This is a genomic window from Streptosporangium sp. NPDC000509 (genome assembly GCF_042898365.1).
Classification (GTDB): domain Bacteria; phylum Actinomycetota; class Actinomycetes; order Streptosporangiales; family Streptosporangiaceae; genus Streptosporangium.
In genome coordinates this window covers 23,217-49,486 of the sequence record NZ_JBIAYX010000031.1, presented here as the reverse complement: position 1 = coordinate 49,486, position 26,270 = coordinate 23,217, and the positions used below count along the sequence as shown (strand labels likewise).

Annotated in this window: 24 protein-coding genes; 17 read left to right on the top strand and 7 right to left on the bottom strand. The window is 71.2% G+C overall.

Features of this window, described 5'->3' with window-relative positions; genetic code table 11:
* Positions 1-59: 59 nt before the first annotated feature.
* Positions 60-2,078, bottom strand: a complete 2,019-nt coding sequence (locus ACFY3D_RS37810; RefSeq protein WP_389989120.1) for a galactose oxidase-like domain-containing protein — start codon at positions 2,076-2,078, stop codon at positions 60-62.
* Complete coding sequence (locus ACFY3D_RS37805) at positions 2,075-3,817, bottom strand: glycosyltransferase family 2 protein (RefSeq protein WP_389989118.1); 1,743 nt, start codon at positions 3,815-3,817, stop codon at positions 2,075-2,077. Before ACFY3D_RS37805 ends, ACFY3D_RS37810 begins: the two co-directional genes overlap by 4 nt.
* Before the next feature lie 233 nt (positions 3,818-4,050).
* Here ACFY3D_RS37805 and ACFY3D_RS37800 point away from each other — a divergent pair, with 233 nt between their 5' ends.
* From ACFY3D_RS37800 to ACFY3D_RS37790, 3 genes are all read left to right on the top strand, one after another.
* On the top strand, positions 4,051-4,797 hold the full coding sequence (locus ACFY3D_RS37800; protein WP_389989116.1) for a pirin family protein: 747 nt from the start codon (positions 4,051-4,053) through the stop codon (positions 4,795-4,797).
* A 158-nt stretch (positions 4,798-4,955) separates the two neighbouring features.
* The gene (locus ACFY3D_RS37795; protein WP_389989114.1) at positions 4,956-5,612 is read left to right on the top strand and encodes a pyridoxamine 5'-phosphate oxidase family protein; all 657 of its coding nucleotides are present in this window, start codon (positions 4,956-4,958) and stop codon (positions 5,610-5,612) included.
* Positions 5,613-5,726: 114 nt separating this feature from the next.
* On the top strand, positions 5,727-6,377 hold the full coding sequence (locus ACFY3D_RS37790) for a DNA polymerase beta superfamily protein (protein WP_389989112.1): 651 nt from the start codon (positions 5,727-5,729) through the stop codon (positions 6,375-6,377).
* An 88-nt stretch (positions 6,378-6,465) separates the two neighbouring features.
* Here the strand turns inward: ACFY3D_RS37790 and ACFY3D_RS37785 are convergent, their stop codons facing one another.
* Together ACFY3D_RS37785 and ACFY3D_RS37780 are read right to left on the bottom strand one after the other, a co-directional pair.
* On the bottom strand, positions 6,466-7,647 hold the full coding sequence (locus ACFY3D_RS37785; protein ID WP_362906488.1) for an MBL fold metallo-hydrolase: 1,182 nt from the start codon (positions 7,645-7,647) through the stop codon (positions 6,466-6,468).
* Positions 7,648-7,919: 272 nt separating this feature from the next.
* A complete protein-coding gene (locus ACFY3D_RS37780; RefSeq protein ID WP_389989165.1) occupies positions 7,920-8,216 on the bottom strand; it encodes an MTH1187 family thiamine-binding protein in 297 nt (98 codons plus the stop codon).
* 114 nt (positions 8,217-8,330) lie between these two features.
* Between ACFY3D_RS37780 and ACFY3D_RS37775 the strand changes: the two genes are divergently transcribed.
* Genes ACFY3D_RS37775 through ACFY3D_RS37765 form a run of 3 tightly spaced genes read left to right on the top strand, consistent with a single transcriptional unit; the run spans position 8,331 to position 10,596 of the window.
* Positions 8,331-9,017 (top strand): endonuclease V, encoded by a 687-nt coding sequence (locus ACFY3D_RS37775; protein ID WP_389989110.1) that lies wholly within the window; start codon positions 8,331-8,333, stop codon positions 9,015-9,017.
* Positions 9,018-9,037: 20 nt separating this feature from the next.
* A complete protein-coding gene (locus ACFY3D_RS37770; protein ID WP_389989108.1) occupies positions 9,038-10,003 on the top strand; it encodes an ankyrin repeat domain-containing protein in 966 nt (321 codons plus the stop codon).
* A gap of 41 nt (positions 10,004-10,044) precedes the next feature.
* Positions 10,045-10,596 carry a hypothetical protein gene (locus ACFY3D_RS37765; RefSeq protein ID WP_389989106.1) on the top strand — a complete coding sequence of 184 codons (552 nt, stop codon included), beginning with the start codon at positions 10,045-10,047 and terminating at the stop codon, positions 10,594-10,596.
* A gap of 13 nt (positions 10,597-10,609) precedes the next feature.
* On the opposite strand, the gene ACFY3D_RS37760 is transcribed toward ACFY3D_RS37765, so the two are convergent.
* Genes ACFY3D_RS37760 through ACFY3D_RS37750 form a run of 3 tightly spaced genes read right to left on the bottom strand, consistent with a single transcriptional unit; the run spans position 10,610 to position 14,245 of the window.
* Entirely contained in the window at positions 10,610-11,797 is a 1,188-nt protein-coding gene (locus tag ACFY3D_RS37760) for a M20 family metallopeptidase (protein WP_389989104.1), read from the bottom strand.
* Positions 11,794-12,966, bottom strand: a complete 1,173-nt coding sequence (locus ACFY3D_RS37755) for an amidohydrolase family protein (RefSeq protein ID WP_389989102.1) — start codon at positions 12,964-12,966, stop codon at positions 11,794-11,796. Before ACFY3D_RS37755 ends, ACFY3D_RS37760 begins: the two co-directional genes overlap by 4 nt.
* Complete coding sequence (locus tag ACFY3D_RS37750) at positions 12,956-14,245, bottom strand: glutamine synthetase (protein WP_389989100.1); 1,290 nt, start codon at positions 14,243-14,245, stop codon at positions 12,956-12,958. The genes ACFY3D_RS37755 and ACFY3D_RS37750 overlap by 11 nt, the downstream gene beginning before the upstream one ends.
* Positions 14,246-14,441: 196 nt before the next feature.
* Between ACFY3D_RS37750 and ACFY3D_RS37745 the strand changes: the two genes are divergently transcribed.
* From ACFY3D_RS37745 to ACFY3D_RS37695, 11 genes are all read left to right on the top strand, one after another.
* Positions 14,442-15,239, top strand: a complete 798-nt coding sequence (locus ACFY3D_RS37745; protein WP_389989098.1) for an SDR family NAD(P)-dependent oxidoreductase — start codon at positions 14,442-14,444, stop codon at positions 15,237-15,239.
* A 244-nt stretch (positions 15,240-15,483) separates the two neighbouring features.
* Positions 15,484-16,731, top strand: a complete 1,248-nt coding sequence (locus tag ACFY3D_RS37740) for an ABC transporter substrate-binding protein (protein ID WP_389989096.1) — start codon at positions 15,484-15,486, stop codon at positions 16,729-16,731.
* Positions 16,728-17,573, top strand: coding sequence for a polysaccharide deacetylase (locus ACFY3D_RS37735; RefSeq protein ID WP_389989094.1), 846 nt, complete (start codon positions 16,728-16,730; stop codon positions 17,571-17,573). The genes ACFY3D_RS37740 and ACFY3D_RS37735 overlap by 4 nt, the downstream gene beginning before the upstream one ends.
* A gap of 28 nt (positions 17,574-17,601) precedes the next feature.
* The gene (locus ACFY3D_RS37730) at positions 17,602-19,191 is read left to right on the top strand and encodes a gamma-glutamyltransferase family protein (protein WP_389989092.1); all 1,590 of its coding nucleotides are present in this window, start codon (positions 17,602-17,604) and stop codon (positions 19,189-19,191) included.
* A 63-nt stretch (positions 19,192-19,254) separates the two neighbouring features.
* A complete protein-coding gene (locus ACFY3D_RS37725; RefSeq protein WP_389989091.1) occupies positions 19,255-20,070 on the top strand; it encodes an SDR family NAD(P)-dependent oxidoreductase in 816 nt (271 codons plus the stop codon).
* On the top strand, positions 20,067-20,807 hold the full coding sequence (locus ACFY3D_RS37720) for an ABC transporter ATP-binding protein (protein ID WP_350948408.1): 741 nt from the start codon (positions 20,067-20,069) through the stop codon (positions 20,805-20,807). Before ACFY3D_RS37725 ends, ACFY3D_RS37720 begins: the two co-directional genes overlap by 4 nt.
* On the top strand, positions 20,804-21,535 hold the full coding sequence (locus tag ACFY3D_RS37715; RefSeq protein ID WP_362906514.1) for an ABC transporter ATP-binding protein: 732 nt from the start codon (positions 20,804-20,806) through the stop codon (positions 21,533-21,535). Before ACFY3D_RS37720 ends, ACFY3D_RS37715 begins: the two co-directional genes overlap by 4 nt.
* On the top strand, positions 21,522-22,397 hold the full coding sequence (locus tag ACFY3D_RS37710; protein WP_389989090.1) for a branched-chain amino acid ABC transporter permease: 876 nt from the start codon (positions 21,522-21,524) through the stop codon (positions 22,395-22,397). Before ACFY3D_RS37715 ends, ACFY3D_RS37710 begins: the two co-directional genes overlap by 14 nt.
* A 5-nt stretch (positions 22,398-22,402) precedes the next feature.
* Entirely contained in the window at positions 22,403-23,401 is a 999-nt protein-coding gene (locus ACFY3D_RS37705; protein ID WP_389989163.1) for a branched-chain amino acid ABC transporter permease, read from the top strand.
* Positions 23,398-24,723, top strand: a complete 1,326-nt coding sequence (locus ACFY3D_RS37700; protein WP_362516141.1) for an ArgE/DapE family deacylase — start codon at positions 23,398-23,400, stop codon at positions 24,721-24,723. The genes ACFY3D_RS37705 and ACFY3D_RS37700 overlap by 4 nt, the downstream gene beginning before the upstream one ends.
* A 126-nt stretch (positions 24,724-24,849) precedes the next feature.
* The gene (locus tag ACFY3D_RS37695) at positions 24,850-25,809 is read left to right on the top strand and encodes a MurR/RpiR family transcriptional regulator (RefSeq protein WP_389989088.1); all 960 of its coding nucleotides are present in this window, start codon (positions 24,850-24,852) and stop codon (positions 25,807-25,809) included.
* The last annotated feature ends 461 nt before the right edge of the window (positions 25,810-26,270 follow it).

Here is a 26,270-nt window from a genome sequence, read left to right as displayed (position 1 = left end):
ACCCCGGGGAACAGAAGTGGGAGGGCGCCGTACACCACCGGAGGGCTGCGGGGATCATGTCAGCCCTCTCCTCGGATGTGGACCCAGCGTGCCGGGGACGGCGTTCCCCGTTCGGTGACTCCGAACAGCATGTACCACCCTGGGGGCACCAGGGCTGGATTGGAGGGGATCTCGGCGATTATCCCGGTAGGCACCCGGGTGAACTCCAACTTGATCGAGCGTTGCTCCACATCGGTGACGTGGGTGACGGCGCTCGGGCGCATCAGCCGCACCTGGTGGATGCGTGCGGCGTCGGGAGTCTGGAAACCGGCCCTGCGCCCCAGGGACACGCTCTCGCGCCCGCCGGTGAACACCGGCGCCTTCTCGCCGTTGTGCAGGTAGGTCGGCGTGTAGATCTCGATGCGCTGGTCGAAGGTGCCTGGCAGGGAGCCCGCCTTGTCGCCGAAGAGCGGGTCGGAGCCCATGCCGAGCACCCGTCCGTCGGGCAGCAGGAGCCCTTCGGCGTGGTAGTTGCGGCCGACGGCGGGCGCTGCGGCCTCGTGGAAGCTGTTGCTCTCCGGGCGGTAGACCTCCGCGCGCAGGACGTCACTGGCGCCACGTCCCCGGTAGTCGCTGGAGCCGTTGAAGGAGAGCACGCTGTCGTCGGGCAGCAGCACGGCGTTCGGATAGCGCACCGGGTCGGACAGGTCGGGGCCTCTGACGTAGCGCGGGCTCGCCTCGGTGAGGTCGACGATGGCGGTCCTGGCGGTGGCGTTGGGCAGGCCCGGCTGGCGTTCCCCGACCGGCCCCCCGCCCATCACCATGATCCGCTGGTCCTGCGCGGGCGGCAGCAGCACGGAGGCGCCGGTCTCGTTCAGCTCGGGCTCGGGCAGTCCGGGGACGGGGGTGAACGCCTCCATCTCGTCGGGCGCCATGCCTCCGACGCCGCCCGGGGTCTTCACCAGACGGTCGGTGTCGCGGCGGTAGTCCCAGATTCCGGGGGGACGCAACTCGAGCTGGCCGGGGCCGTACCCGGCGCTCATACCGGTGAAGAAGAGGGTGTCGTCCTCCAGCAGGAACAGCGCGGGGTAGGTCGGGAAGAACCTCTTGGGGCCGGGCCGCCAGGTCTTGGTCCTGGGGTTGTAGATCTCGTTGTCCCTGGTGACCTCCCCCACGACGTCGAGTCCGGAGACGGTCATGACCCTGCCGTCGGGCAGGTTCGTCATGGTCGGGTACCAGCGCCCCTCGGCCATGTCCTGGACCTTGGTGTAGCGCTCGGTGACGGGGTCGAACTCGTAGGCGTCCCTGATGCCCTGGAAGTCCTGCTTCTCCATTGTCATGCTGCCGCCCATGGCGTACAGGTCGCGCTTCTCCCGGCCCTTGAGTCCCTGGATCTCGTAGTTGACGGAACCGGCCGGCGCGGTGAGCAGGCCGGCCGCGCCCTCGGTGACGGCCTCGGCGAAGACCTTGGTCTCGCTGGGCCGGATCCTCACCTTTCCCGGCACTCCGGTCTCGATCTTCTTCGCGGGCGGCACGCTGATGTGGGCGGTGGTGCGGTAGACCTGACCGCCGGGGGCGGTGAGCAGCGTGCCGGGGTGGAACTGTCTGGGCTTGGCGTCGGGGTTCTCGTTCTTGAAGGTCAGGGCGCCCGCGGCCCGCTTGACCTTTGCCTTCAGCACCTCGAAGCGGCCCGTGCCGCCCGCGATGAGGAGCTTGCCGTCGGGCAGCATCGTGTGTCCCGCGCAGAAGAGGTCGACGGGGGTGTCGATCAGCTTGAACTCGTCGGGCCCGCCCGGCTTCGCCGGGTCCCACAGCACGGTCTTGAAGGTGCCCTTGTCGAAGTTGGCGGCGTTGTTCCCCGATCCGGCGACGATGAGCACCTTGCCGGTGTGCAGCAGCGCGGCGTGGATGGCGTTGACCTTGAACCTCTCGGGGACGTCGAGGAAGGTCCAGTGGCCGTGGGACGCCTTGTAGTCGTCGCGGTTGATGCTGTAGTCGCGCCACTTCTCCGTGGCGAAGCCCGCGACGGCGGGCAGGTTGATCGCGAGGACGGCGGTCACCACCGCCACCCCGACCAGGTGCTTGCGCAGGCGGCTCACGACTCGTCACCGACCGGCCGCAGGCCGCCCTTGACCGCCCGCAGGTTCCAGGCCCAGGTCACGAGCGGGCCCAGGCAGATGACCAGGGCGAGGATGGCCCACAACGTCATGACCAGGTGGATGTGGCCGGTCCAGAAGACGGTGAGCAGCAGCCCTCCGCCGAAGATCGCCGCCCACCACAGGTGGATACGGAACGTGGCGATCTGGTCGGGGCTGGCCGAGTCGCCCTTGGGGGTGACCACGAACTTGCTGGGCCTGCGCAGCGCGGCGCCGATCAGCGAGGTGACGTAGATGGGCGCCGACAGCGCCGACATGACCATCCCCGCCACCCCGGAGGAGCCCTCCGGCTCGTGCGGGCTGACGTTGTGGCGCCGGTTCCAGGTGTAGAGCATGACCTGCAGCAGCGCCGCGTCGCCGTACAGCATGAGCCACATGTCCATCGGCACGGTCACGCCGGAACCGCCGACGGCCATGAACAGGGTGGCGCTGAGCCCGGCGAGCAGCCAGTTGAGCGCGGACATCGGATAGAAGGTCACCATCAGGGAGTAGTTGAAGAACCGGCCGGGCGAGAGCTTCGGCGCGGCCTTCCAGAACTGGGTGAGCAGCGTCTCGTAGGTTCCCCGGCTCCAGCGCAGCTGCTGGGTGAAGAAGTCGGTCCACGAGGACGGCCCCTCCCCCACGGCCAGCACGTCGGGGGTGTAGACCGACATCCAGCGCTGCCCGGTCTCCGGATCACGGGAGCGGTGGAACTCGATGCCGGTGGCCATGTCCTCGGTGATCGAGTCGTACAGGCCGCCGATCTGCTTGAGCGCGCGGATGCGCACCGCGTTGTTGGTGCCGACGAACATCGGCGCGCCGTACAGGTTGCCCGCCCGCTGGATCAGCGAGTGGAACAGGAACTGCTGGCTCTCAGCGGCCTTGGTGACCCCGGCGTCGTAGTTGCCGTAGACCTGGGGACCGACGACGAAGGCCACCCTCGGGTCACGGAAGTAGCCGAGCATGCGCTCGCAGAACTCCGGGAGCGGTACGTGGTCGGTGTCGACCGAGACGAAGAAGTCGTAGTCGTCGCCGTGCGCGTCCAGCCAGCTGTTGTAGTTGCCGTGCTTGGTCTTGGCTCGGAACGTTCCCTTGGGCTGGTTCCACTCGGGCACGCCCTTGCGGGTGAAGTGACGGGCGCCCAGCCAGTCACAGAGTTCGCGGATGTCGGGGTCGTCGCCCTCGTCCAGCAGCCAGACGTCGAGCACGCCGTCGTGGCGGATCTTCAGCGCGGCGGCCAGGGTCTCCCTGACCATCTCCAACGGCTCCTTGCCGGGTACGCAGGTGGTGATGAAGGCCACCCGGGTGCCGGGTTCCGGCGCGACCGGGACCGGGTCCCTCGCCGCCAGCATGGCGTGCACGTTGGAGACCACGCTGACCAGCCGGAAGACCTCGATGAAGGCGATCGCGACGAGCATGATCCGGTCGGCCACCGGCAGATACCAGGGGATCGTGCCATAGGGGTCGGGACGGACGGTCCAGTGGTCCGGCAGCAGCAGCCAGACCATCAGGGTGAACTCCACGAGAAGGGCCGCGACCATCAGCAACACCGCCCGCACCCGGTGCGGCTCGGTGGCCAGCAGGGAGCGGTAGCTCACGCGGTAGGGCACCCCGGGTTCCGGTTCGGTCACGGGCCCGGCGAGCCTGCTGAACTTTCCGTAGTCGTAGCCGGCGGTTTCCGCGGCGTCTGCGGGGGCGCTCATCGATCCGGCGACCTCGGAGCACACGAAAGCAGGCCCAACACTGTGTTCCCCCAGGTAGATCGCGTAGGCCGCTCCCCGTCAAGGTAGGGTCACCCGCGGCCCGCGTGGTGATAAATCGTCACACATCATATTGGGATCGGTAAGCAAGATCTGCCCAACCCGGAGATGTGCGGAACATTTCACGCGGCCCTCTAGTTTAAGTTTCAACAAACGGGATGAGAGGACCACCAGACATGAACGTCGACATCCGCAGGTCCGACGAACGCTACGCCACCAAGATCCCGTGGCTGGACTCGAAGCACTCCTTCTCCTTCGGCCGCCACCAGGACCTTTCCAACACCCACCACGGCGTGCTGCTCGTCAACAACGACGACATCGTCAAGCCGGGCACCGGCTTCGACACCCACCCCCACCGGGACATGGAGATCGTCACCTGGGTGATGCGCGGATCCCTCGTCCACCAGGACTCCGAGGGCCACTCCGGGGTGATCTATCCGGGACTGGCCCAGCGGATGAGCGCGGGGACGGGCATCCTCCACTCGGAGAAGAACGACTCGTGGCGGCTCCAGGGCGAGCAGCACACCGACCCGGTGCACTTCGTCCAGATGTGGGTGGTTCCCGACGAGGGTGGACTCGCCCCCGGGTACGAGCAGCTGGAGATCGACTCCGAACTGCTCGGCGGCGCCCTGGTGCCGGTCGCGTCCGGCATGGCCAGAGACGAGGGCCGCAGCGCCATCCGGATCAACAACAGGTACGCCGCGCTGCACGTGGCCAGGCTCCAGCCGGGCCAGAGCGTGCAACTGCCCGAGGCGCCGTTCCTGCACCTGTTCGTCCCGCGCGGCACCGTCGACCTGGAGGGGGCCGGGCACCTCGCCGAGGGCGACGCCGTCCGCTTCACCGCCACCGGCGGCCAGCGCGTCACCGCGATCGACCCGGCCGAGATCCTGGTCTGGGAGATGCACGCCGCCCTCGCCGCCTGACGGCGAGATCAGGCCCGCCACCGGGCGGCCTGGGACTTCGGCGGGATCCGTCCCGCCGAGCCCTGGATCGAAGGCCGCTCCCCCGCGCCCACCGGCAGGACCGGAGACGCCCCAGGGGGCCATTGAGCCATGATTACCAACAAAGCTAGCCTTACCTCATGACTTCCCTCGACACCGGTGCGACCGGCGAGACCGGCCAGATCGTCACGGTCACCTCAGAAGAAGAGCTGCGCCGGATCACCGGGGAGGCCACGGACGTCGTCCTGCGCAAGGACATCGGCCACCTCGACGAACACGCCCGCGACTTCATCGCCGCCTCGCCGTTCGTCCTGCTCGCGACCTCGGCCCCCGACGGCACCTGTGACGTCTCCCCGCGCGGCGAGGAGCCGGGCGGCGTCCTCGTCCTCGACGACCACACGCTGGTGATCCCCGACCGGCCCGGCAACCGCCGGGTCGACAGCCTGCGCAACATCGTCGCCAACCCGAACGTCGGCCTGCTGTTCGTGGTGCCCGGCACCGAGGAGACCCTGCGCGTCAACGGGCGGGCACAGGTGGTCAGCCAGGCCCCGTACATGGAGCGCCTGCGCGTGAAGGGCAGGCTCCCCACGCTGGCGGTGAGCGTCGAGGTGCGCGAGTGCTTCTTCCACTGCTCCAAGGCCTTCCGGCGCTCGGCGCTCTGGCAGCCGGAGCGGTGGCCGGAGCGCGAGTCGCTGCCCACACTCGGCCGGATCCTCAAGGACCAGCTGAACCTGGAGTGGTCGGCCAAGCTGATCGACGACGACCTGAGGGCCGACGCCCGCGAGAACCTGTACTGACGGTGAGGATGTCGGCGAACGTCTCCCGGTGAGGTCCCGGCCGGCCGCCTTCCTCCCCGTCCCGCGGGCGAAAACCTGTACCCGAGCCGGGAGCGGCCCTGACAGGCTGTGCGGATGGATGCGCGGTACGTCCCGGATCACCTGGTCTTGTCGGTGGTGGTCGGCTCGCGAGCATACGGGCTGGAGACCGAGGAGTCGGACATCGACCGGCGCGGAGTCTTCGTGGCGCCGACCCGGCTGTTCTGGCGGCTGACCAAGCCGCCCACGCACGTCGAAGGACCGCTGCCCGAGCAGTTCTCGTGGGAGGTCGAGCGGTTCTGCGCTCTCGCGCTGGAGGCCAACCCGACAATCCTGGAGTGCCTGTGGTCGCCGACGGTCGAGCGCATCACCCCGGCGGGCGAGGAACTGCTCGCCATCCGGGACGCCTTCCTGTCCGAACGCGCCAACCAGACCTTCGTGGGATACGCCGACGCCCAGTTCCGCCGCCTGGACCCCGCGCGCCCCAGGTGGAAGCGGGCGATGCACATGATCCGCCTGCTGCTCAGCGGCCTGCACCTGGCCCGCCACGGCGAGCCGCTGGTGCGGATGGACGCCCACCGCGACCGGCTGCTCGCCGTACGCAGGGGAGAGCTCCCCTGGGAGGAGGTCGAACGCTGGCGCTCCGAGCTGACGGCGAGATTTCGCGGCGGTGGCGTGCTGCCCGCCGAACCCGACCGGCGGCGCGTGGAGGACTACCTCGCGCGCACCAGGCAGGCCGCGCTGTGACGGGTCGTCCCGCCCTGCCGACCGGCCGAGCCCCCCGCCACCCTCTCCGTGGTCGGAGGACTCACCCGGGTGACTCCTTCCCGAAGGATCAGAGCCTGGGGTCGGAGCCTCGGGGAGGGGAGTTCGGCACCCGGCCGGGCGTGCGGGACGTCTCGGCGCCGTACGACACCTCCCACCAGCTCTCCAGCATGGGCACCTCGGCGGTGTCGACGCGCTCGCCCGGGCGGGGAACGGTGATGCGGACGTCGCGGGCCTTGGCCTCGCGCCACAGACGGTCGACCGGCTCGGCCCACGGGTGCGTGGCGAGGGCGAAGGTCGCCCAGTGGACCGGCAGGAGCAACCCGCCGCCCAGGTCGAGGTGGGCGTTGACCGCCTCCTCGGGATCCATGTGGATGTCGGGCCAGGCGGCGTTGTAGGCGCCGATCGGCATGAGCGTGAGGTCGAACGGGCCGTGCGCGGCGCCGATCCTCGCGTAGCCGTCGAAGTATCCGGAGTCGCCCGCGTAGAAGACCCTCTTCTCTCCGGCCGCGATCACCCAGGAGCCCCACAGGGTGACGTTCCGGTTGAGGGTGCGGCCGGAGAAGTGGCGGGCGGCGGTGGCGACGAACCGCAGGCCCGCGACGTCCGCCTCCTCCTCCCAGTCGAGCTCGATGATCCGTGAGGCGGGCACGCCCCACCGCTCCAGATGCGCGCCGATGCCCAGCGGCACCAGGAACGGGGCGGCCTGCAGCGCGGTGAGCCCGCGGACCGTCGCGCGGTCGAGGTGGTCGTAGTGGTCGTGCGAGATGACGATCGCGTCGAGCGGCGGAAGGCCCGCCAGCGGTCCGGGCACCGGGTGCAGACGGCGTGGGCCGACCAGCTGGGAAGGCGAGGCGCGCCTGCTCCACACCGGGTCGACGAGCACGCGGCGCCCCTCGATCTCCAACAGCGCGGTGGCGTGGCCGTACCAGATGACGCTCAGCCCCGCCGGGGACGGCCCGCCCAGCGGGGAGGTCACCACGGGGACCGGTACGGCCGGGCGGCGCTCCTCGCGGTTGCGCACCATGTTCCGGACGACCTCTCGGGTGCTCTGCGCGGAGGGGACGAATCCTCCGGGCATGGAGTTACGGAAGACGCCGTCGTGGAACTGCGGCGAGCGGCGCATCCGCTCCAGCCGCTCCCCCTCGGCCCTGCCGCCGAGCTCCGCGGGGATGTCCTTCAGCGCCCACCCGGCGGCGGCCAGCGCCAGCCCGCCCGCGAGGAGACGCCCGATCGATCTGCTGCCCGCCATGCGGTTTCACGCTCCTGAAGTCGCCCGTGCCTCAAGAACGATCTCGACTCCGCGGGCATTCCCCTTACGCTCCGGGCGAGCCCGGCCCTCGCGGAATCCGAGAACACGCGGGCGGGAGAGACCGTCCGAGGCACGAAACAGCACCTGACGGCACCCGCGACGGCGTCCACGCCTCCGGCCGCGAAAGGCGTCACGATCTCTTCGAGGAGCGAGCACGCGCCGACCTGCGCCTGGCATCACGAGGTGGACCACCGTCCTCGGGCGCCGGGGCGTTACGGGGCGAGATGCCGTTCGACGGTGGCGACCTTGGTCTCCAGGCGGCCGCCCTGCCCCTCGCGGATGTCCGCCTTGAGGACGAGGCTGACCCGTCCGGCGCGGGCCTCGACCACCGCGACGGCGTCCCGCACCACGGTCATGACCTCGTCCCACGTCTCGCCCTCGACCGTGGTGAACATGGCGTCGGTCCTGTTGGGCAGGCCGGAGGCCCGGACGACGCGCACCGCCTCGGAGACGAGTTCGCCGACATCCTCCCCCACCCCGATGGGGGTCACGCTGAACGCCACGAGCACCGACATGGACAGTCCCTTCCCCGAATTCCCGCGGTGACGTCACCGGTCACCGAAGAACCCGATGAACAGTACCGAAATATGACGTCATACTATAAAAGTAGCGATCATGGAGTCATGAAGGTACAAATGCCGCGCACTGTCACGGAGGCCGAGGCCATCCAGGACGAGCTCAGGGCACTGCTCGACCTGGCCGGTCCCGGACCCCGCCGGCCCGCGAGGATCGCGGGAGTGGACGTCGCCTACGACAGGGACCGGCTCGCGGCGGCGGTGACCGTCCTGGACGGAACGACACTGGAGATCGTCGAAGAGGTCGCCGTCACCGGCAAGGTGACCTTCGACTACGTCCCCGGACTGCTCGCCTTCCGCGAGGTCCCCGCGCTGCTGGACGCCCTCGCGCGGCTGTCCGCACCCCCCGACCTGGTCGTCTGCGACGGATACGGCCTGGCGCACCCGCGCCGCTTCGGCCTCGCCTGCCACCTCGGGGTGCTCACCGGACTGCCCTCGATCGGAGTCGGCAAGACCGCCTTCGTCGGCACCTACCCCGAACCCGCGCCCGAGCGGGGCGCGTGGACCGACCTGACGCTGGACGGCGACGTCATCGGCCGCGTGCTGCGCACCCGGGACGGGGTCAAACCCGTCTTCGTCTCCACCGGTCACCGCGTCGACCTCGACACCGCCTGCCACAACGTGCTGAACCTGACGCCCCGCTACCGCCTCCCCGAGACCACCCGCGCCGCCGACCGCCTCTCGCGACGGACCCTCGCCGAGAAGTGTCGTACGGACCTGGTTGGATCCGCTTAGCACAACAAGATGGGATAAAAGTGGGCGAAGACGAATGGGCCGAGGACGTCGACGCGTGGCGTGACACCAACCTGGCGCAGATCCGCCAGCGCCTGGCGGACGGGTTCGACCCCGGCCGACGACTGCCGTGGCTGCGCACGACCCCCCTGCACCAGGCGGCCCAGGAGGGCGCCACCCAGGTGATCGAGCTGCTGCTCGCGTCGGGTGCGGAGGTCGACCCCGTCGACACCGACGGCGCCACCCCGCTGTGGGAGGCCGTCCGCCACGGCTGGGAGGACGCCGTACGAATCCTGCTCGCCGCGGGCGCCGACCCCTGGCGGCCGTGCATCGCGGGCCGCTCCCCCGGCGTCCAGGCCCTCTTCACCGAGATGGCCGACCTGTTCGCCCACCTGCCCGGGGCGCCCAGCGTGAGCCCCCGGTTCCGCGAACTCCAGGACACCGTCGACGCGATGATGTTCTCGTACGAGGACTACAACGAGGAACTGTGCGTCGCCTTCGTCGGCGAGGTGCCCGAGGACGAGGTCATCCGCCGCCTGGGCGTCGCGCCGGAGTCGTGCCCGCCGATGGGGGTCGGTGAGCTGTGGGGCGCGGAGCAGGCCTCCCCCGTGGAGGTCCTACGCGTGGCCAGCCCGCCGGGGGGAGGAGTTGCGCTCTTCCAGGCCGGTGGCATCCTGCCGGTTCGCGACGAGGTCGGGCGGGCGGTCACCTCGGGCGGCGGGGTGCTGGCCGGGGCGTTCCCGTCCACCAGCCCGTCGGTCGACATCTGGCGGGACGGGTTTCCCGCGGGACGGCCCTCGGTCCACGAGCAGCTCTCCGACGACAGCATGGTCGAGCTGTGGATGTGCCGCTTCGGCGACTGCGGCGCCCACCCCTCCACCGCCACCGAGCGGACCCTCGGCCTCATGACGCTGCTCACCTCCACCTACATCACCGAGGAATGGCTGTGGAACGCCCCGATGAGGCTGGTCCCGGTCACGCTGAGGTGACGGGACCGGGACCGCCGGGAAATGGGTAGAGTCGCACGACGATGAGAATGCACACGATCACCGCCCTGTGGGAAGAGGTCCCCGACGACGCCGACGACCTCGTCGTGGTGAGCGGCGGGTTCCGGATCTATCTGTGCGTGTGCGGCACCCGGCTGGCCGACCGGGCGGCGGCCGAGTCGCACGCCGCGGAGACAGACCAGTGCACCACCTGCCTGGGCACCACCGTCGAGGACATCGTGCCCGGCTTCTCCCAGCCGTGCACCGCCTGCGCCGGAACCGGCCGGCGCACGGTTCAGCTGACCTGGCAGCTCGCCCACCTCGAGGCCGAGAGTGTGATCACCGTCGAGATCGTCCGCGGCCTGATCTCCGGTCTCACCGAGCCGTTCCGGCTCTCGCAGGTGGCCGACCTGGTCCGCGACACCCTGCACCTCCCGGTGGGCCGCCTGCCGGTCGGCCCCCGGGTCCGCGACATCCTGCGCGGACTGGAGGCGAAGGGCGAGCTCGTGCTCGTCTCCGCCCCCGACGAGCTGCTTCGCGGCACCTCGGTCACCCTCTACCGCGACCCCTACTGGGAACACGCCACCGGCGGCTGAGCGTCCCTCGCGACTACGTCGTCTCCGCCGCCGCGAGGTATCCCGCCAGCATGGCCAGCGCGACATCGCGCACCGCGCCGTCGCCGGGCAGGAAGCCGGCACTGTGCATGCGCACGTCCGTGCCGTCACCGACCCCGACGAACATCATCAGGCCGGGCAGCATGGCGGAGAGGTAGGAGAAGTCGTCGGCGCCGAAGGAGAGCAGCGGCCGCGAGAGCGTGAGGCCGAGGTGGGCCAGATGGGCACCGGCGCGGGTGGCGAGCCCGGGATCGTTGCGCAGGACCGGCTCGCCCCGGGTGATGCTCACCTTGGCCTCGCAGCCGTGGGCCCGCGCGACCAGGTCCGCGACCTCCTCCAGCCGGGCGTGCACCTGGTCGCGGATGTGCTCGCTCAGCGCTCTGACCGTACCGCCGGCCGTGGCCTCGTCGGGGACGACGTTGGCCGCGCTGCCGGCCGCCAGCGTGGAGACGCCGAGGACCGCCGAGTTGGTCGGGTCGACGTCACGGCTGACCACCTGCTGCAGGGCGACGACGACGTGCGCGAGCGCGAGTACCGGATCCCTGGTCAGGTGCGGGTAGGCGGCGTGCCCGCCGCGGCCCCTGACCAGGACCGTGAACTCGTCGGCGGCGGCGTTCACCGTACCGGGGGTGGCCGCGACCTCGCCGCGCGGCAGGGTGGGCTGGACGTGCGCGCCGATGACGGCGGTGATCCGGTGTTCCGCCAGTGCCGGCGACCGGGCGATGTCGTGGGCGCCGGAGGGATAGGTCTCCTCGCGCGGCTGGAGCATCGCGATCAGCGGGGGCGTGCCGGCGGTCTCACCGACCGCGTGGCAGAGCGCCACCAGGGCGGCGAGGTGCACGTCGTGCCCGCAGGCGTGCATGCGGCCCGGCCTCGTGGACGCCCAGTCGACGCCGGTCCGTTCGGTGACCGCGAGCGCGTCGAGTTCGGCCCGCACGGCGACCGCGGGCCCGGGACCGCCGACGCGCACCAGCGCGCCCGTACCGGCCACCGCGTCCACCGGGTGTCCCGGCAGCTCGGCCAGGATCAGGTCGCGGGTCGGCCCCTCCTCCCCCGACAGGTCGGGGAGTGCGTGCAGTCGGCGGCGCAGCTCCGTCGCGGCGGGCAGCCGCCGCTCCAGCGCCGACCGGAGCCTGGCCGCGACGGAACCGGCGGCCGGGCCGCGGGCGACAGACTCGATCATTCGGCCGGTTCCAGACCGTAGACGCGCAGGGCGTTGCCGACACCGATCATGGTGGCCACCCGGACCGCCTCCTCCTCGGTCCACTCGCCGGCGTCGACCCATCCGCGCAGCGCCCGGCCGAGTCCGCGGCGGAACAGGTGGGCTCCCAGCATGTGCAGTTCCGCGGGGCCCCAGGCGTCCGACGAGAACAGGATCTTGGCGAACGGCGCGAGTTCCAGTGACTCGGCGATCAGCGCGTCCGACCGGCTGCCGGTGTAGTTGACGCCGAGACCGACGTCGAAGTAGACGTGCGGGAAGACCTGCGCGAGATAACCGGCGTTGCGATGGTAGGGGTAGCAGTGCAGCAGCAGGACGTCCACGCCGTGTGGCTCGACGAGCTTCAGCCAGCGGGTGAGCAGCAGCGGGTCGCACATGTGCAGTTCCACGTCGGGGTCCCCGTAACCGGCGTGTAGTTGCAGCGGCAGCCCACGCTCCACCCCCGCCCAGAGCCCGAAGCGGAGCAGCACCGGGTCGTCCACCCGCCAGTGGCCGCTCTCCTCACCGGCGGACAGCCAGCGGTCCGCCGCGAGGGCGACCTCCCGCTCCCCGGGCGGCGCCGGGTCGAAGGCGAAGCCGTGCCGGTAGGCGACGATGCTCTTGAGACCGACGGCGTCGGCGGTGCGGCGCTGGAGTTCCTCGCGGAACCGGCCCGGCAGCTCCGCGGCCGAGACCCCCGAGGCCGCCACCTGCTCCAGCACCCGCTCGATGCGGACCACCTCGTGCGCGGGCCGCCCCGACGCCCGTGCCATTCCGGCCGGGTCCAGGACGTCGTCGCCCCGGTAACCGGTCTCCAGCAGGAAGCGTCCGATACCGCTGGCGGCCAGCAGCCGCCGGTTCACCTCGGCGGCACCGAGTTCAGTGCGGCGCGCCAGGTAGTCCTCCGGTGCGGCGTGGGCGGGCAGGTCGAGGACCGGCGCGCACCAGCGGCGGATCGCGAAGCCGAGCTGGGAGTCGAACTGGGTCATGAACGCCGGGATCGGCCGGTCGGACTCGGTCACCAGCGTCTCGAACTCACCGCGGCCGAGGTCTCCGGAGGAGGCTCCGTGCACATGGTGGTCGACCAGGGGCAGGGTGGCGAGCACGCTCTCCAGACCGTCGGCCGCGCCCGCCGGGGAGCTCTCAGTAGACATCGGCGACCTTCCGGCAGAGCTCGTGGTCGGGCAGTCCCGCGACGTGGGCCAGTTCGCCCCGGCGCACGGCGAGGAAGGTGTGCAGCAGTTCGTGGGGGAACCAGCCGCGGGCGACCTCGTCGGCCTCCAGCGCGGCGAGCGCCTCGGGCAGGGAACCGGGAAGCGCGGGCTCTCCCGCCAGGTCGGCCTCGGCCGAGCTCTCCGGCCACACCCGGGCGTCCTCGGCCCCGGCCAGTCCCGCGAGGCCCGCGCGGATCAGGACACCGAGCACCAGCCACGGGTTGGCGGTGGCGTCCGCGGCCCGATACTCCAGGTGGAGCTGGTCCGCGGGGTCGGCGTTCCCGATCTCGACGGTCGGCGCGATGCGCAGCAGCGCCTCGCGGTTGCGCTCGGCGAGGAAGACCCCGCCGGCGCTCCACCGGTGCGGGGTGAGCCTGAGGTGGGAGCCGACGCTGGGAGCGGTGACGGCCACCACCGCGCCGGCGTGCCGCAGGATCCCGGCCGCGAACCTGGCCGCGGTCGAGGAGAGCCTGCCGGGGGCTCCGGCGTCGAACATCACCGGGGCGCCGCCGGCCTCGCGGAGCGAGAAGTGCACATGGACGCCGTTGCCGACGCCCGCGGGGTCGGCCAGCGGGACGAAGGTGACCGGGTGCCCGCGTCTGCGGGCGAGGTCGCGGACGAGTTCGCGCAGCAGGACCGCCCGGTCGGCGGCGACCATGCCGGGGGCGGGACGCAGGGTGATCTCGAACTGGCCGTCCCCGTACTCGGGAAGCCAGCTCTCCGGTTCCAGCCCGGCCTCCTCCAGCAGCGCGACCAGGTCGGTGCCGAACGGCTCGACGCCACGCAGGCGCTGGAAGGAGAAGGGCGGCGCCTCCCCCTGACCGCCGAGCATGAACTCGTGCTCGAAGGAGACGTTGATCTCCAGGCCCGCGATCTCCTTCAGGTCCTCCAGCGCGCGGGCGAGGAAGCCACGCGGGCAGCCCGGCCAGGGGCTGCCGTCCAGGCCGACCTGGTCGGCGAGGTAGAGCCGGGTGCCCGGCACCGGGCCGTCGTCCGGCAGGTCGACGGCCGTCGCGGGGTCGGGAAGCAGCCTCAGGTCGCCCACCGATCCGAAGACGTTGTCGTCGACCAGCTGACCGAAACAGGTCAGCGCCAGGTTGGCGGGGACCCATCCCACCCCGGTGCGCAACGTCTGCTCCAGCCGCGCCGCCGGGGTCGCCCGGCCGCGCACCTGGGCCGCGAGGTCACAGGTCGCCACGAAGGCGGTCCCTGTCGTCATCGGCTCTCTCCTCCCAGTCCGGTCCGCACCTCGCGTCCCGGCCGCCCCAAGTGAAACATACGATTCACATGTATGGTCAAGGCGACGGAATGAAACTTAGCATGCGTGTTACCCGGCGGCCCGGAAGAAACGACCAGGTCACACGTGTCGAGTCGGCAGGAGGCCGCTCCCGCCCGGCATCACCGGAAGGCATCCCATGACGGACGACTCCTCTCCCGGCAGGCTCGACGGAACGGTCGTCCTGGTCACCGGCGGAGCCCAGGGCATCGGCCGGAGCATCGCCGACGCCTTCCACGACGCCGGGGCGACGGTCGTCGTCGCCGACCTCGACGAGACGCGCACGGAGCGGGTCGCCGCGGAACTCGCCGCCACCTCGGTCGCATCGCCCGCGCCGGTCTCGGCGGTACGCCTGGACGTGCGCGACCCCGGGTCGGTGACCGCCGCCTTCGAGCACGCGACCACCCGGCACGGCGGGGTGGACGTGCTGGTCAACTGCGCCGGGGTCTATCCGAACACCCCGGTCCTCGACATGACCGCCGCGGAGTGGGACGAGGTGTTCGCCGTCAACGTCCGCGGCGTGATGCTGACCTCGCAGGCCTTCGCCCGCACCTCCGGCGCCCTCGGAGGCGGGCGCCGGATCGTCAACGTCTCCTCGGGCGCGGCCCGCTCGGCCCGGGTGGGCGCCGCCCACTACTGCTCGTCCAAGGCGGCGGTGGAGATGCTCACCAGGGTCCTGGCGCTGGAGTTCGCGCCGTCGGGGATCACCGTCAACGCCGTCGCCCCCGGACTGATCGAGGTCCCGGCCACCCTGGCGCTCTCGGCCGAGTACGTGACGACGCTGGTCGCCGGGCAGCCGGTGCACCGCATGGGCACCCCGGCGGAGATCGCCCGGGCGTGCCTGTTCCTCGCCGATCCGGACTCCTCCTTCATCACCGGGAGTGTTCTCGACGTGGACGGAGGCTTCCTGGCCGGGACGGCCCTGCCGCCGAGCTGATCCACGTTTTACGAGATCAGGGCGGCGGAACGGATCGAGTTTAAGTAACAAATCTTTTACAGCCCTAGTCTTTGCCGCAGTATGCAACGTACGTTTCAATCGTCGAAACTGACAGAACGGTGCAAAGCAGGCATGTCTCGCACGCGTTCGTCCCCTCGTCCAGCAGACGCAGAGAGGCTTCACCGTGGCCCGTTCCCCCTTCCTCCGTCCCCGGACGCCAGTCCGGGCGATCACCGCCGTCGCGGTGACGGGCGCCCTGGCAGCGCTCACCGCGTGCTCCTCGTCCACCTCCACCTCCGCGGCGGAGAACGGCGGTGAGGCCGGCACGAAGGAGATCCAGATCGGCCTGCTCGCCCCGCTGACCGGAGCTCTGGCATCCGACGGCCTGGGCATGAAGCAGGGGGCCGAGCTCGCCGTCAAGCAGCTCAACGAGGCCGGCGGCGTCAACGGATACACGTTCAAGCTCAAGGTCGCGGACGTGCAGAGCCAGTCCAACGACGCGGTGACCAAGGGCGTGCAGACCCTCACCGACGACGAGTCGGTGAAGGCGGTCGTCACCGGCTACGCCTCCACGTCCAACTTCGAGATCGACGAGTTCGCCGCGGCGGAGAAGGTCTACCTGATCGGCGGCAACACCGCGCAGACCCAGGAGATCATCGAGAAGGACCCGGCGAAGTACCCCACTGTCTGGTCGATCACCCCCAACTACGACGCCTACGGCACCGAGCCGGTCGACCTGGCCGAGTCCTGGGCCGAGCAGGGGCTGTGGAAGCCGCGCGGCAAGTCCGCGTTCATCGTCCGCTCCGACAACCCCTACAGCGAGAGCATCGCCGACGGCCTGGTCAAGCAGTTCGAGGCCAAGGGCTGGACCATCGCCGGCCAGGAGAAGGTGCCGTTCGGCACGGTCAACGACTGGGGCACGGTCCTCGGGAAGATCCGCTCCGCCGACCCCGACTTCATCGTCAACACCGACTACCAGGTCTCCAACGAGGCCAGCTTCCTGCAGCAGTTCCTGCAGAAGCCCACCAACTCCCTGCTGTTCATGCAGTACGGCCCCAACCAGCCCCAGTTCTTCGAGCTGACCAAGCAGCAGGCCGAGGGTGTGCTGTTCAACAACCTCGCGGGCATGGTGCCCTCACCCGACTACGAGCCGGCCGCGCAGTTGCAGAAGGACTGGAAGGCCGAGTACGGGACCGACGACGTCGACCCGCAGGGCGTGATGACGTACGTGGAGACCATGATCTACGCCGACGCGCTGCGCGAAGTCGGTGACCCCGACGACGCACTGGCGATCGGCGCCGCCATCGGCAAGAGCGACAGCGAGCGGGCCTCCGGGCGGATCGCGTTCGACCAGGCCACCCACCTGGCCAAGCAGGGCGACGACTACGTGCCGCTGCAGTCCTTCCAGTTCCAGGACGAGAAGCGGACGCTGATCGCCCCGGAGAAGTACAAGTCGGGCTCCTTCCGGCTCCCGCCGTGGATGAAGAAGTGACCTCGGCTCCCCTGGCGCTGCCGCCGGGCAGACGGATGGCCGTGGCGCTCACCTTCGACTTCGACGCCCACTCCCCCTGGATGGGCACCCTGGGTCGCACCTCACCGTCCTACCTCTCGCGTGGCGACTTCGGCGCCGAGCAGGGGGTGCCCCGGCTGCTGGAACTGCTCGGCCGCAACGACCTGCCGGCGACCTGGGCCACCCCCGGCCACGACCTGGTGACCTTCCCGCACCGCATCGAGCAGATCCTGGCGGCCGGGCACGAGATCGCCGCGCACGGCTGCTACCACGAGGTCGTGCCCGACCTGGGGCCCGACGAGGAGCGCCGGCTCATGGAGGTCGCGCTGCGTCAGCACGAGCAGGTCGTCGGGCGCCGCCCCCGTGGCTACCGCTCGCCCGCCTGGGACTTCTCCGAGAGCACGCTGGGTCTGCTGGAGGAGTTCGGCTTCGACTGGGACAGCTCGCTGATGGGCCGGGAGTTCGAGCCCTACCGGCCCCGGCGGGTCACGGTGAACTACGAGTCGGCCAGCGAGTTCGGCCCGGAGAGCCGGATCGTAGAGATCCCCGTGTCGTGGTATCTCGACGACTGGCCCTCGGTGGAGTACGTCGCCGGGGTCTCCCCGCTGGGTTCCCACCGCGACATGGAAGACCGCTGGAACACCATCTTCGACTACGCCCACCAGCGGGTGCCCGGTGCGGTCTACGTGCTCACCATGCACCCGCAGACCATCGGCCGAGCCCACCACCTGCTCGTCCTGGAGGCGCTGATCGACCGGATGCTGGCGACGGGCGACGTCTGGTTCGCGACGCTGAGCGAGATCGCCGATGCCTGGCAGGGCTGAGCCGGGCCCCGCCCGGGGAGCCGGCGGGATGGTCACCGCGCCCGACCCGAGGGCGGCGCGCGCGGGGGCGTCGATGCTGCGCGCCGGCGGCAGCGCCGTGGACGCGGCGGTCGCCACCGCCTTCGCCACCGGAGTGGTCGAGCCCTACATGAGCGGGCTCGGCGGCGGCGCGTGGCTGGTGGTGCGCGAGCCGGACACCCCGGCCGCGACCGTCGTGTGCGGCCCGATCCGGGCCCCGGGCCTGGCGCACCCGCGGATGTTCCCGCTGACGCCGTCCGCGACCGGCACCGGCCTGTACAACTGGCCGGCCGTGCGCGACGACGCGAACATCGTCGGCCCGCTGTCGGTGGGCGTCCCCGGAGCGGTCGCCGCCCTGTGCCGGGCGCACGCCAGGTTCGGCCGTCTGCCGCTGCCCCAGGTGCTCGCCCCGGCGATCGAACTGGCCGAGGCCGGACACGAGACCAACTGGTTCGCCTCCTCGGCGATCTGCGCCGAGGCCCGGACGCTGCGGGCCTTCCCCTCCTCCGCCGACCTCTTCCTGCCCGACGGCCTGCCGTTGCGCGGCCCGTCCCAGGGGCCGGGCGACCCGCTCGTCCAACCCCGGCTGGCCCGGGTGCTCCGTGAGATCGGCGCCGGCGGCGCCGACGCGTTCTACCTGGGCCGGGCCGCCCACGCGATCGCCACGACGGTCACCGAGGCCGGCGGGCTGTTGACGGCGGAGGACTTCGCCGGGTACACCGTCGACGAGGGCGAGGTCCCTCCCGTCGAGATCGGCCCGATACGGCTGTACGGCCCGCACTCCACCGGGGTGATCTCGGTGATCGAGGCGCTGCAACTGGTCGAGGCCGCCCGGCGGCGCGGGCTGGATCCGGGGGCCCGGCTGTGGGCACGGGTGCTGTCCCACGCGTTCGAGGACCGGCTGCGCGAGGTCACCACCTCATCGGAGAGTCCCGCGCCCTGGGCCCGGCTCGCCTCCTCCGAGTACGCCGACGAGACGATGGCCCGCTGGATCGCGGGCCGGAACCAGCCACCCGCGCCTCCCGGCGGCTCCGCCAGGGCGGGATGCACCTCGCACATGTCGGCGGTCGACGACCAGGGCATGACGGTCTCGCTCACCCAGACGGTGCTCGACCTGTTCGGCTCCCGCATGGTGGAGCCGGAGACCGGCATCGTGCTGAACGACGGGATGATGTACTTCGACCCCCGCCCCGGCCGGGTGACCAGCGTCGCTCCGGGCGCGGCCGGGCTCAGCGCGGTCAGTCCCGTCGTACTGACCGGCCCCGGGGACGCCGAGGCGACACTCGGCGCCTCGGGCGGGCGGCGGATCATCTCCGCCGTCGCCCAGATCGCCGCCCGCTGGCGTGACGGCGCGGACCTCCAGGAGGCGATCTCGGCGCCGAGGATCCACGCCGAGGGCGACCGCGTCTGGCTGGACCCGCGCGACGCGGGAGCCTCGGCCGACCTCTCCGCCGCCGGGTTCGACGTCCTCGTCGTCGCCGAGGAGCCCACCACCTGGCACTTCGCCCGGCCCAACGGCATCGCGCGGCGCGGCGGCGGGGCCTGGTCCCCCGGCGTCGACCGGATGAAGCCGTACGGGGTGGGTCTGCCCGGCGGATGAGACAGGCCGGCCGAGCCGGCCCACCGACACCACGATTACCAGCGGATTGAGGGAGATATCGCGATGGCGAGCACTCTGACCGGGCGACGGGCCCTGGTCACAGGCGCGGCGGGCGGGATCGGCGCGGCCATCGCGCACCGCCTGCGCGCGGAGGGGGCGCAGGTCATGATCGCAGACGTCGACGTGGAACGCGGGACGCGTACCGCCGCGGAGCTGCCGGGGGACGGTCCCGCGTGTGTGTTCCAGGAGGCGGACGTGTCCGACGAGGGCGGCGTCGAGGCGCTGTTCGCGCGGGTCTCGGACGAGTTCGGCGGCCTGGACATCCTGGTCAACAACGCCGGCGTCGCCGAGGGCGGCGGCGGCGTCACCGGTGTGCCGGTCTCCGAGTGGCGAAGGGTGATGGACGTCAACGTCACCGGGACGTTCCTGTGCGCCAGGGCGGCGTTCCCCCTGCTGGCCGCGAGCGGTGCGGGCGCCATGGTCAACCTGTCGTCCATCTTCGGGGTCACCGGCCTGCCGGCCTTCCCCGCCTACTCCGCGGCCAAGGGCGCCATCGCCAACCTGACCCGGCAGCTCGCCGTCGAGGGCGGCCCGCTGGGAATCCGGGTCAACGCCGTGCTGCCCGGCTACGTCGACAACGACATGGGCGACTCGCGGAGCCTGCTCGACGCCGAGGCGGCTGCGGAGTCCCTGCGGCAGCGCGAGGCGGCGGCGGCCCGCCAGCCGGCCGGGCGGCAGTGCTCTCCGGACGAGATCGCCGCGGCGGTCGCCTTCCTGGTCGCTCCGGACGCCTCGTTCGTCAGCGGCGTGCTGCTCCCGGTCGACGGCGGTTTCCTCGCCCAGGGTGACTGGCGCGGACCGGGGCGGGCCGCGTCGTGAACGCTCAGGTCATCCTCGCCGCGCACGAGGTCGGCAAGTCGTTCGGCAGCCTGCGGGCCGTCGACGGCGTCTCGATGTCGGTGAGGCGCGACGAGGTCTTCGGCCTGGCCGGCCCCAACGGCGCGGGCAAGAGCACGCTGTTCAACCTGCTCACCGGCATCCCGATCCGCCCCGACTCCGGAAAGGTGATCTTCGACGGGCACGAGATCCAGAACCGCTCGCCGCGCTGGATCGCCAAGGCCGGTCTCAAGCGCACCTTCCAGACCGAGGCCGTCTTCGAGTCGCTGAGCGTGCTGGAGAACGTCCGCATCGGCTCGGCGTACGGCGGCGCGGGCAAGGCCAGGCGCTGGGCCCCCGCCCGGTGCCGGGAGGCGCTGGACGCGGTGGAACTCGGCGGCGACCCGAACCGCCCGGCCGACGGACTCTCGCTGATCGACCGCAAGCGCCTGATGATCGCCGGTGCGCTGGTCAGCGGCCCTTCGGTGCTGCTGCTCGACGAGCCCGCCGCCGGCCTCGACCCGGCCGACCAGGACGCGCTGATCCGGCTGCTGGCCGGTGTGCGCGGCACGGGCGTCACCATGGTGATCATCGAGCACGTGCTCTCGGTGCTGGAGGCGCTCGCCGACCGGATGGCGGTCCTCGACAGCGGCCGGATCATCGTGACCGGCCGGCCCGCCGAGGTGCTGTCCGACCCGAGGGTCGTCGAAGCCTACCTGGGACCGGGGGCCGCGCGATGAGCGATCTGCTGACCGTGGAGAACCTCACCGCCGGCTACGGCCAAGCGAAGGTGTTGCGCGGCATCTCGCTGCGCGTCGGGGAGAACGAGGCGGTCGGGCTGCTGGGGCCGAACGGCCACGGCAAGACCACGCTGCTGCGCTGTGTCTCCAACCTGCACCGGGCCACCTCCGGCACGATCGCCTTCGCCGGACGCGACACCAGGGGCGAGTCCCCCGGCAGCCTGGTCAGGCGCGGGCTCGTCCACGTGCCGCAGGGCTCGCGGCTGTTCCCGCAGCTCACCGTGGAGGAGGCTCTGCGGCTCTCCGCGTCCTCCAGCGGGCACTCCTCGACCTGGCGGGACGGGATCGAGCGGGTGTTCTCCGTCTTTCCCAAGCTCAAGGAACGGCGCCGGCAGCTCACCGGCACGCTCAGCGGCGGGGAACGCCAGATGGCCAGCCTCGGCATGGGCCTGATGGCCCGGCCCACGCTGCTGATCCTCGACGAACCCACGCTGGGCCTGTCACCGAAGGTCAAGCACGAGCTGAGCGAGTGCATCGTGCGGGTCCGGGCCGAGGTCTCGTCGGTCGTCCTGATCGACGGCGACATGGACCTGGTGCTCGACCTGACCGACCGCTACCACGTCGTCCTGCACGGCGACGTGGTGGACAGCGGCGCCTCGGACGGCAGCCGCAGCCGCGACGAGATGATGTCGCTCTTCCTGGGAGGGACCGCCGATGGACGGCATTAGTGTCATCGTGACGAGCACGCTCGTCCTCGGCGGCCTCTACATGCTCATGGCGGCGGGGCTGACGCTGATCTGGTCCACGCTGCGGGTCTTCAACTTCGGGCACGGCGCGCTGATGATGTTCGGCGCCTACCTGACCTGGACGCTGCTGGACGCGACCGGGCTACCGGTCGCGGTGGCGCTGCTCGGCGCCGTGGCGGCGATGGCGCTGATCGGACTGGCCTACGAGTTCCTGCTGGTCAGCCCGTTCATCCGGCGGCCAGGAGGCGACATGCTGGTGATGGTCGCCACGCTGGCGGCCACGATGCTGCTGCAGAGCGGCGCCCAGCTGATCTGGGGTCCGGAGATCAAGCAGCTCCCACCGTTCGGCGGCGCGCGCGTCGAGGTCGCCGGGGCGATCGCCCAGGGCAGCCAGCTCGTCACGATCCTGCTCGCCCCCCTGCTCGTGGGCCTGCTCGCCCTGGTGCTCAAACGCACCGGCATCGGGCTGACCGTACGGGCGCTGGAACAGAACCGCGAGCACGCCCAGCTGCTCGGCATCGCACCGCGCCGGGTCTACGTCTTCGTGGTCGTGGTCGCGATCGGCCTGGCCACCGTGGCCGGGGCACTGCTCGGCAGCATGCAGTTCATTTCCCCGGGCATGGGCGGCGACCCGCTGCTGCGGGCCTTCGTGGTGCTCGCCTTCGGCGGCGCCGGCAGCCTGGCGGGCACCATCGCCGGCGCGTACGCCATCGGCCTGCTCGAAGCCGTCACCACCTACTACTTCGGGCTCTCCTGGAGCCCGGTCCTGGTCTTCCTCGCGATGATCGTGATCATGCTGGTCAAACCCGAGGGACTGCTGCGGACCAAGGTGAGGAGCGCGTGAACGCCATGACCAACCTGCGCTCCTGGGCCGGCTGGCCGGTCTACGCGGCGGTCCTGGTGGCCCTGCCGATGCTCTTCACCGACCCGCACTCCCGGCTGCTGCTCATCCTCTTCACGATGTACGGCGTGCTCGCCATGAGCTGGAACCTCACCCTCGGTTTCGCCGGCATCTTCAACTTCGCCCAGATCGGGTTCTTCGGCATCGGCGCCTACACCACGGGCATCCTGGCCACCCGCACCGGCATCGACCCGTGGCTCGCCCTGCCGATCTCGGGGCTGTCGGCCCTGATCGCCTCGCTGGTGGCGTTCCTGCCGGTGCTGCGGCTGCGCGGCATCTACGTGGGCCTGGCCACGTACGTCTTCTCCCAGCTCTGCATCTACCTGGTGCTCGGGCAGGCGGGTCTGACCGGTGGATCCAACGGCATCGTCGGCATCCCCCGGCTCAGCCTGGGCGACGTCAACCTGCGGGCCGACGGCCGGATCGGCTACTACTTCCTCGGTGCAGCGTTGCTGTTCGCGGTCACCGTGCTGGTCCGGGCGCTGACCCGCTCGACCCTGGGCATGTCGCTGCTGGCACTGCGCGACAACGAGGCGCTCGCCACCAGCCGGGGCGTCTCCCGGGTGCGCCAGCACCTGATCGTCTTCATGATCGGCGCGGCCGTGGCCGGGGTGGCGGGCAGCTTCAACGCCTTCCTCAACGGCGTGGTCAGCACCGACGTCTTCGGCTTCGGCTACCTGACCCTGCTGCTCAGCATGATCTTCCTGGGCGGCAGCGGCAGCGTCTACGGGCCGATCGCCGGCGCCGTGGTCGTCACCCTCGTCTCCGACGTGCTGCAGGACGCCGGGGCCTGGCGCGACATGGCGATCGCCATGCTGATCCTCGTGGTGCTCTGGATCGCCCCCAAGGGCCTGGCCGGCATCACGAACTCCGTCCTCGCCTCGCTGCGGCGGCCCCGTACCCCCGCTCAGGAACCACTTCCCACCACCTCGAAGGAGACCGCATGACCGCCGAACACGACGTGACCCGCCGGGTGCTGGAGCAGGTCGACCTGCTCGCCGAGCGGATGGTCTCCAGCCTGGCCGACGCGATCGCCATCCCCAGCGTGAACCCGCGCTACCCCGGCCAGGAGTACGACAAGATCGTCGGGGCGGAGGGCGACGTGAGCGCGCTGCTCGGCGACCTGTACGCCGAGGCCGGGGCCGAGGTCACCAAGGTCACCGTGGAGCGGGGCCGCGACAACGCCTGCGGTGTCGTCTCCGGCGCCGGCGGCGGCCGGTCGCTGCTGCTCAACGGGCACGTCGACGTGGTGCCGCCGGGCCGCCTCGACCGGTGGCGCGGCGACCCGTTCCGTGCCCAGGTCACCGACGACGCGGTGATCGGGCGCGGCGCGACGGACATGAAGGGCGGTCTGGTCGCCGCGGCCTACGCGGCCCTCGCACTGCGCGGGGCCGGTGTGCGCCTCGCCGGTGATCTGGTCCTGCAGGGCGTCGTCGGCGAGGAGGTCGGCGACCACGAGGCGGGCACCACCGCCGTGCTGGAGGCGGGGTTCGGCGCGGACGCGGCCATCGTCTGCGAGCCGTCCGGACAGGCGGGCACCCTGCCCGCGTCGGTGCCGGTGACGCCGGGCCTGCTCTGGTTCAGCGTCTCCCTGGAGGGCAAGACCGCGCACTCCGGGCTGCGGGGCATGACCGTGCACCCGACGCTGGAGGGCGACGCGCTCGGCGTCAACACCGTCGACAAGTTCTGGGTGGTCTATCAGGCGTTGCGCGCCCTGGAGGACGACTGGGCCCGGCACAACCGGCATCCGCTCTTCCCGCCCGGCTACTTCAACCTGCTGCCCGGTGTGCTGCGGGCCAACCCCTCGGGCATCCTGGTGCCCTTCTTCCTCGCCGACGAGCTGGTCGTGGAGTACTGCGTCTACCACCACCCCGACCGGTCCAACGAGGAGGTCATGGCCGAGATCGAGTCCCGGGTGCTGGACGCCTGCCGCACCGACCCGTGGCTGCGCGAGCACCCGCCGGTGTTCGAGTGGAAGCTGCTCTGGCCGCCGTACTCGCTGCCCGACGACGCTCCGCTGAGCGCGGCACTGGTCGGCGCGCACACCACGGCGACCGGCGGGCAACCGCCGCTCACCACCGGCTTCATGGGCGTGTGCGACCTGACCTGGATGGACCGCAAGGGCATCGGCGGCCTGGTGTACGGCCCCGGTGTCGGGTACACCGCGCACGCGGAGAACGAGTACGTGGAGATCGCCCAGCTGGTGCAGTCGGCGAAGACCTACGCGCTGACCGCGATCGACTGGTGCGGGCTCGCGGACGAGCGGTGAGCGGTAGTCGGCCCCGGGCGGTCGGTGCGCGATCCGGGGGTGACGTTCTCATTTCGCACGGTTCGTGGCATGATCCCTACCTGCCGACGTGCCGCGCGAGCCGGCGGCCGTTTCGGAGGAGTCACCATGTCCGGCACCCCTGAGCCGCGCACCGTCGCGGCCCAGCTCCGCGATGTGCTGCCCAAGCTGCCCCGTGCGGAGCAGCGGGTCGCCCGCACCCTGCTCGCCGGCTACCCGACCGCCGGCCTGGAGCCGCTGGCGACCGTCGCGAGCCAGGCCCAGACCAGTCCGGCCACCGTGCTGCGACTGGCCTACCGGCTGGGTTTCGAGGGCTATCCGGAGTTGCAGCAGGCGCTCAAGCGTGAGACCCAGCAGCGCTACTCCTCTCCCCTGGCCCAGTACGGCAGCGCCGAGGAGGACACCGGCAGGGTGCTGAGCCGGTCCCGCCGGGTGCTGCTGGACGCCACCGCCATGACCTTCGACCAACTTTCCGAGGGGGAACTGGTCAGGGCCGCGGAACTGCTGGCCGACCCCGGCCGCCGCATCTCAGCGGCCGGAGGGCGGTTCAGCACCATCCTGGCCCAGTACCTCATCGCCCACCTGCACCAGTTGCGGCCCAACGCGACCTACATCACCGGGTCCACCGCCGACCACGCCGCCCACCTGCTCGACATGGGCCGCCGCGACGTGCTGGTGCTCTTCGACTACCGGCGTTACCAGCGCGAGACGATCGCCTTCGCCCGTGCCGCGGCGGCGCGCAACGTGAAGATCGTGTTGCTGACCGACCCGTGGCTGTCGCCCGCCGCCGCGGTGGCGGACGTCGTGCTGCCCGCCCAGGTCCGCTCGCCCTCGCCGTTCGACTCGCTGACCCCGGCGGTGGCGCTGCTCGAAACGCTGGTCGCCGCCGTGGTCGAGCAGCTCGGCGAGGCCGGCAGGAGCCGGGTGGCCGAGTACGACCAGATGGCCGACGACGTGCTGCGCGAGGGTGACGGGCCGCTCCCTGCGGCCGAGCCCGGCACCGGCGCCGGGCCACCCCGCAGGACCCGGACGTCCACGGAAACCCCGTCTGACGGCGCCCCCTCTTGACGACGCCCCGTACGCGTTGACCGGCGGGTCCGGCGTGACCTTCACGATCCCGCCACCGACCGCGCGATCGGAACCGTAGCGGTCCTCGCCGCCACCTCGGTAGCCCCGCACTCGTGCCGAATGCGCTGTCGAGGTGTCGATTCGCGCCAACACCTCGGTGTGGGCCTCTGTGATTTCCGCGCTCCTCGGAGCCTCCTCACCAGGACACCCTCGTATCGAAACGATCGGGTCCACCGTGGACGATCTCCGATCGAACCGACGAAAAACAGCCGTACACCAGGGCAATCAATCCGAGGCACCCCAAAGCGCGGCCCCCTTTCCCGCACCGGCGAGCCGCGGCGACACGGGCTCCTCGGCGCGGATAACAGCCCATATCACGACGTTATGGAACTTTGCGAGGTATTCAGTCGCCCATCTCGGTGCCAACTTAAGGGAGCCCGGACTTCTTAGGGCTCCTTGCA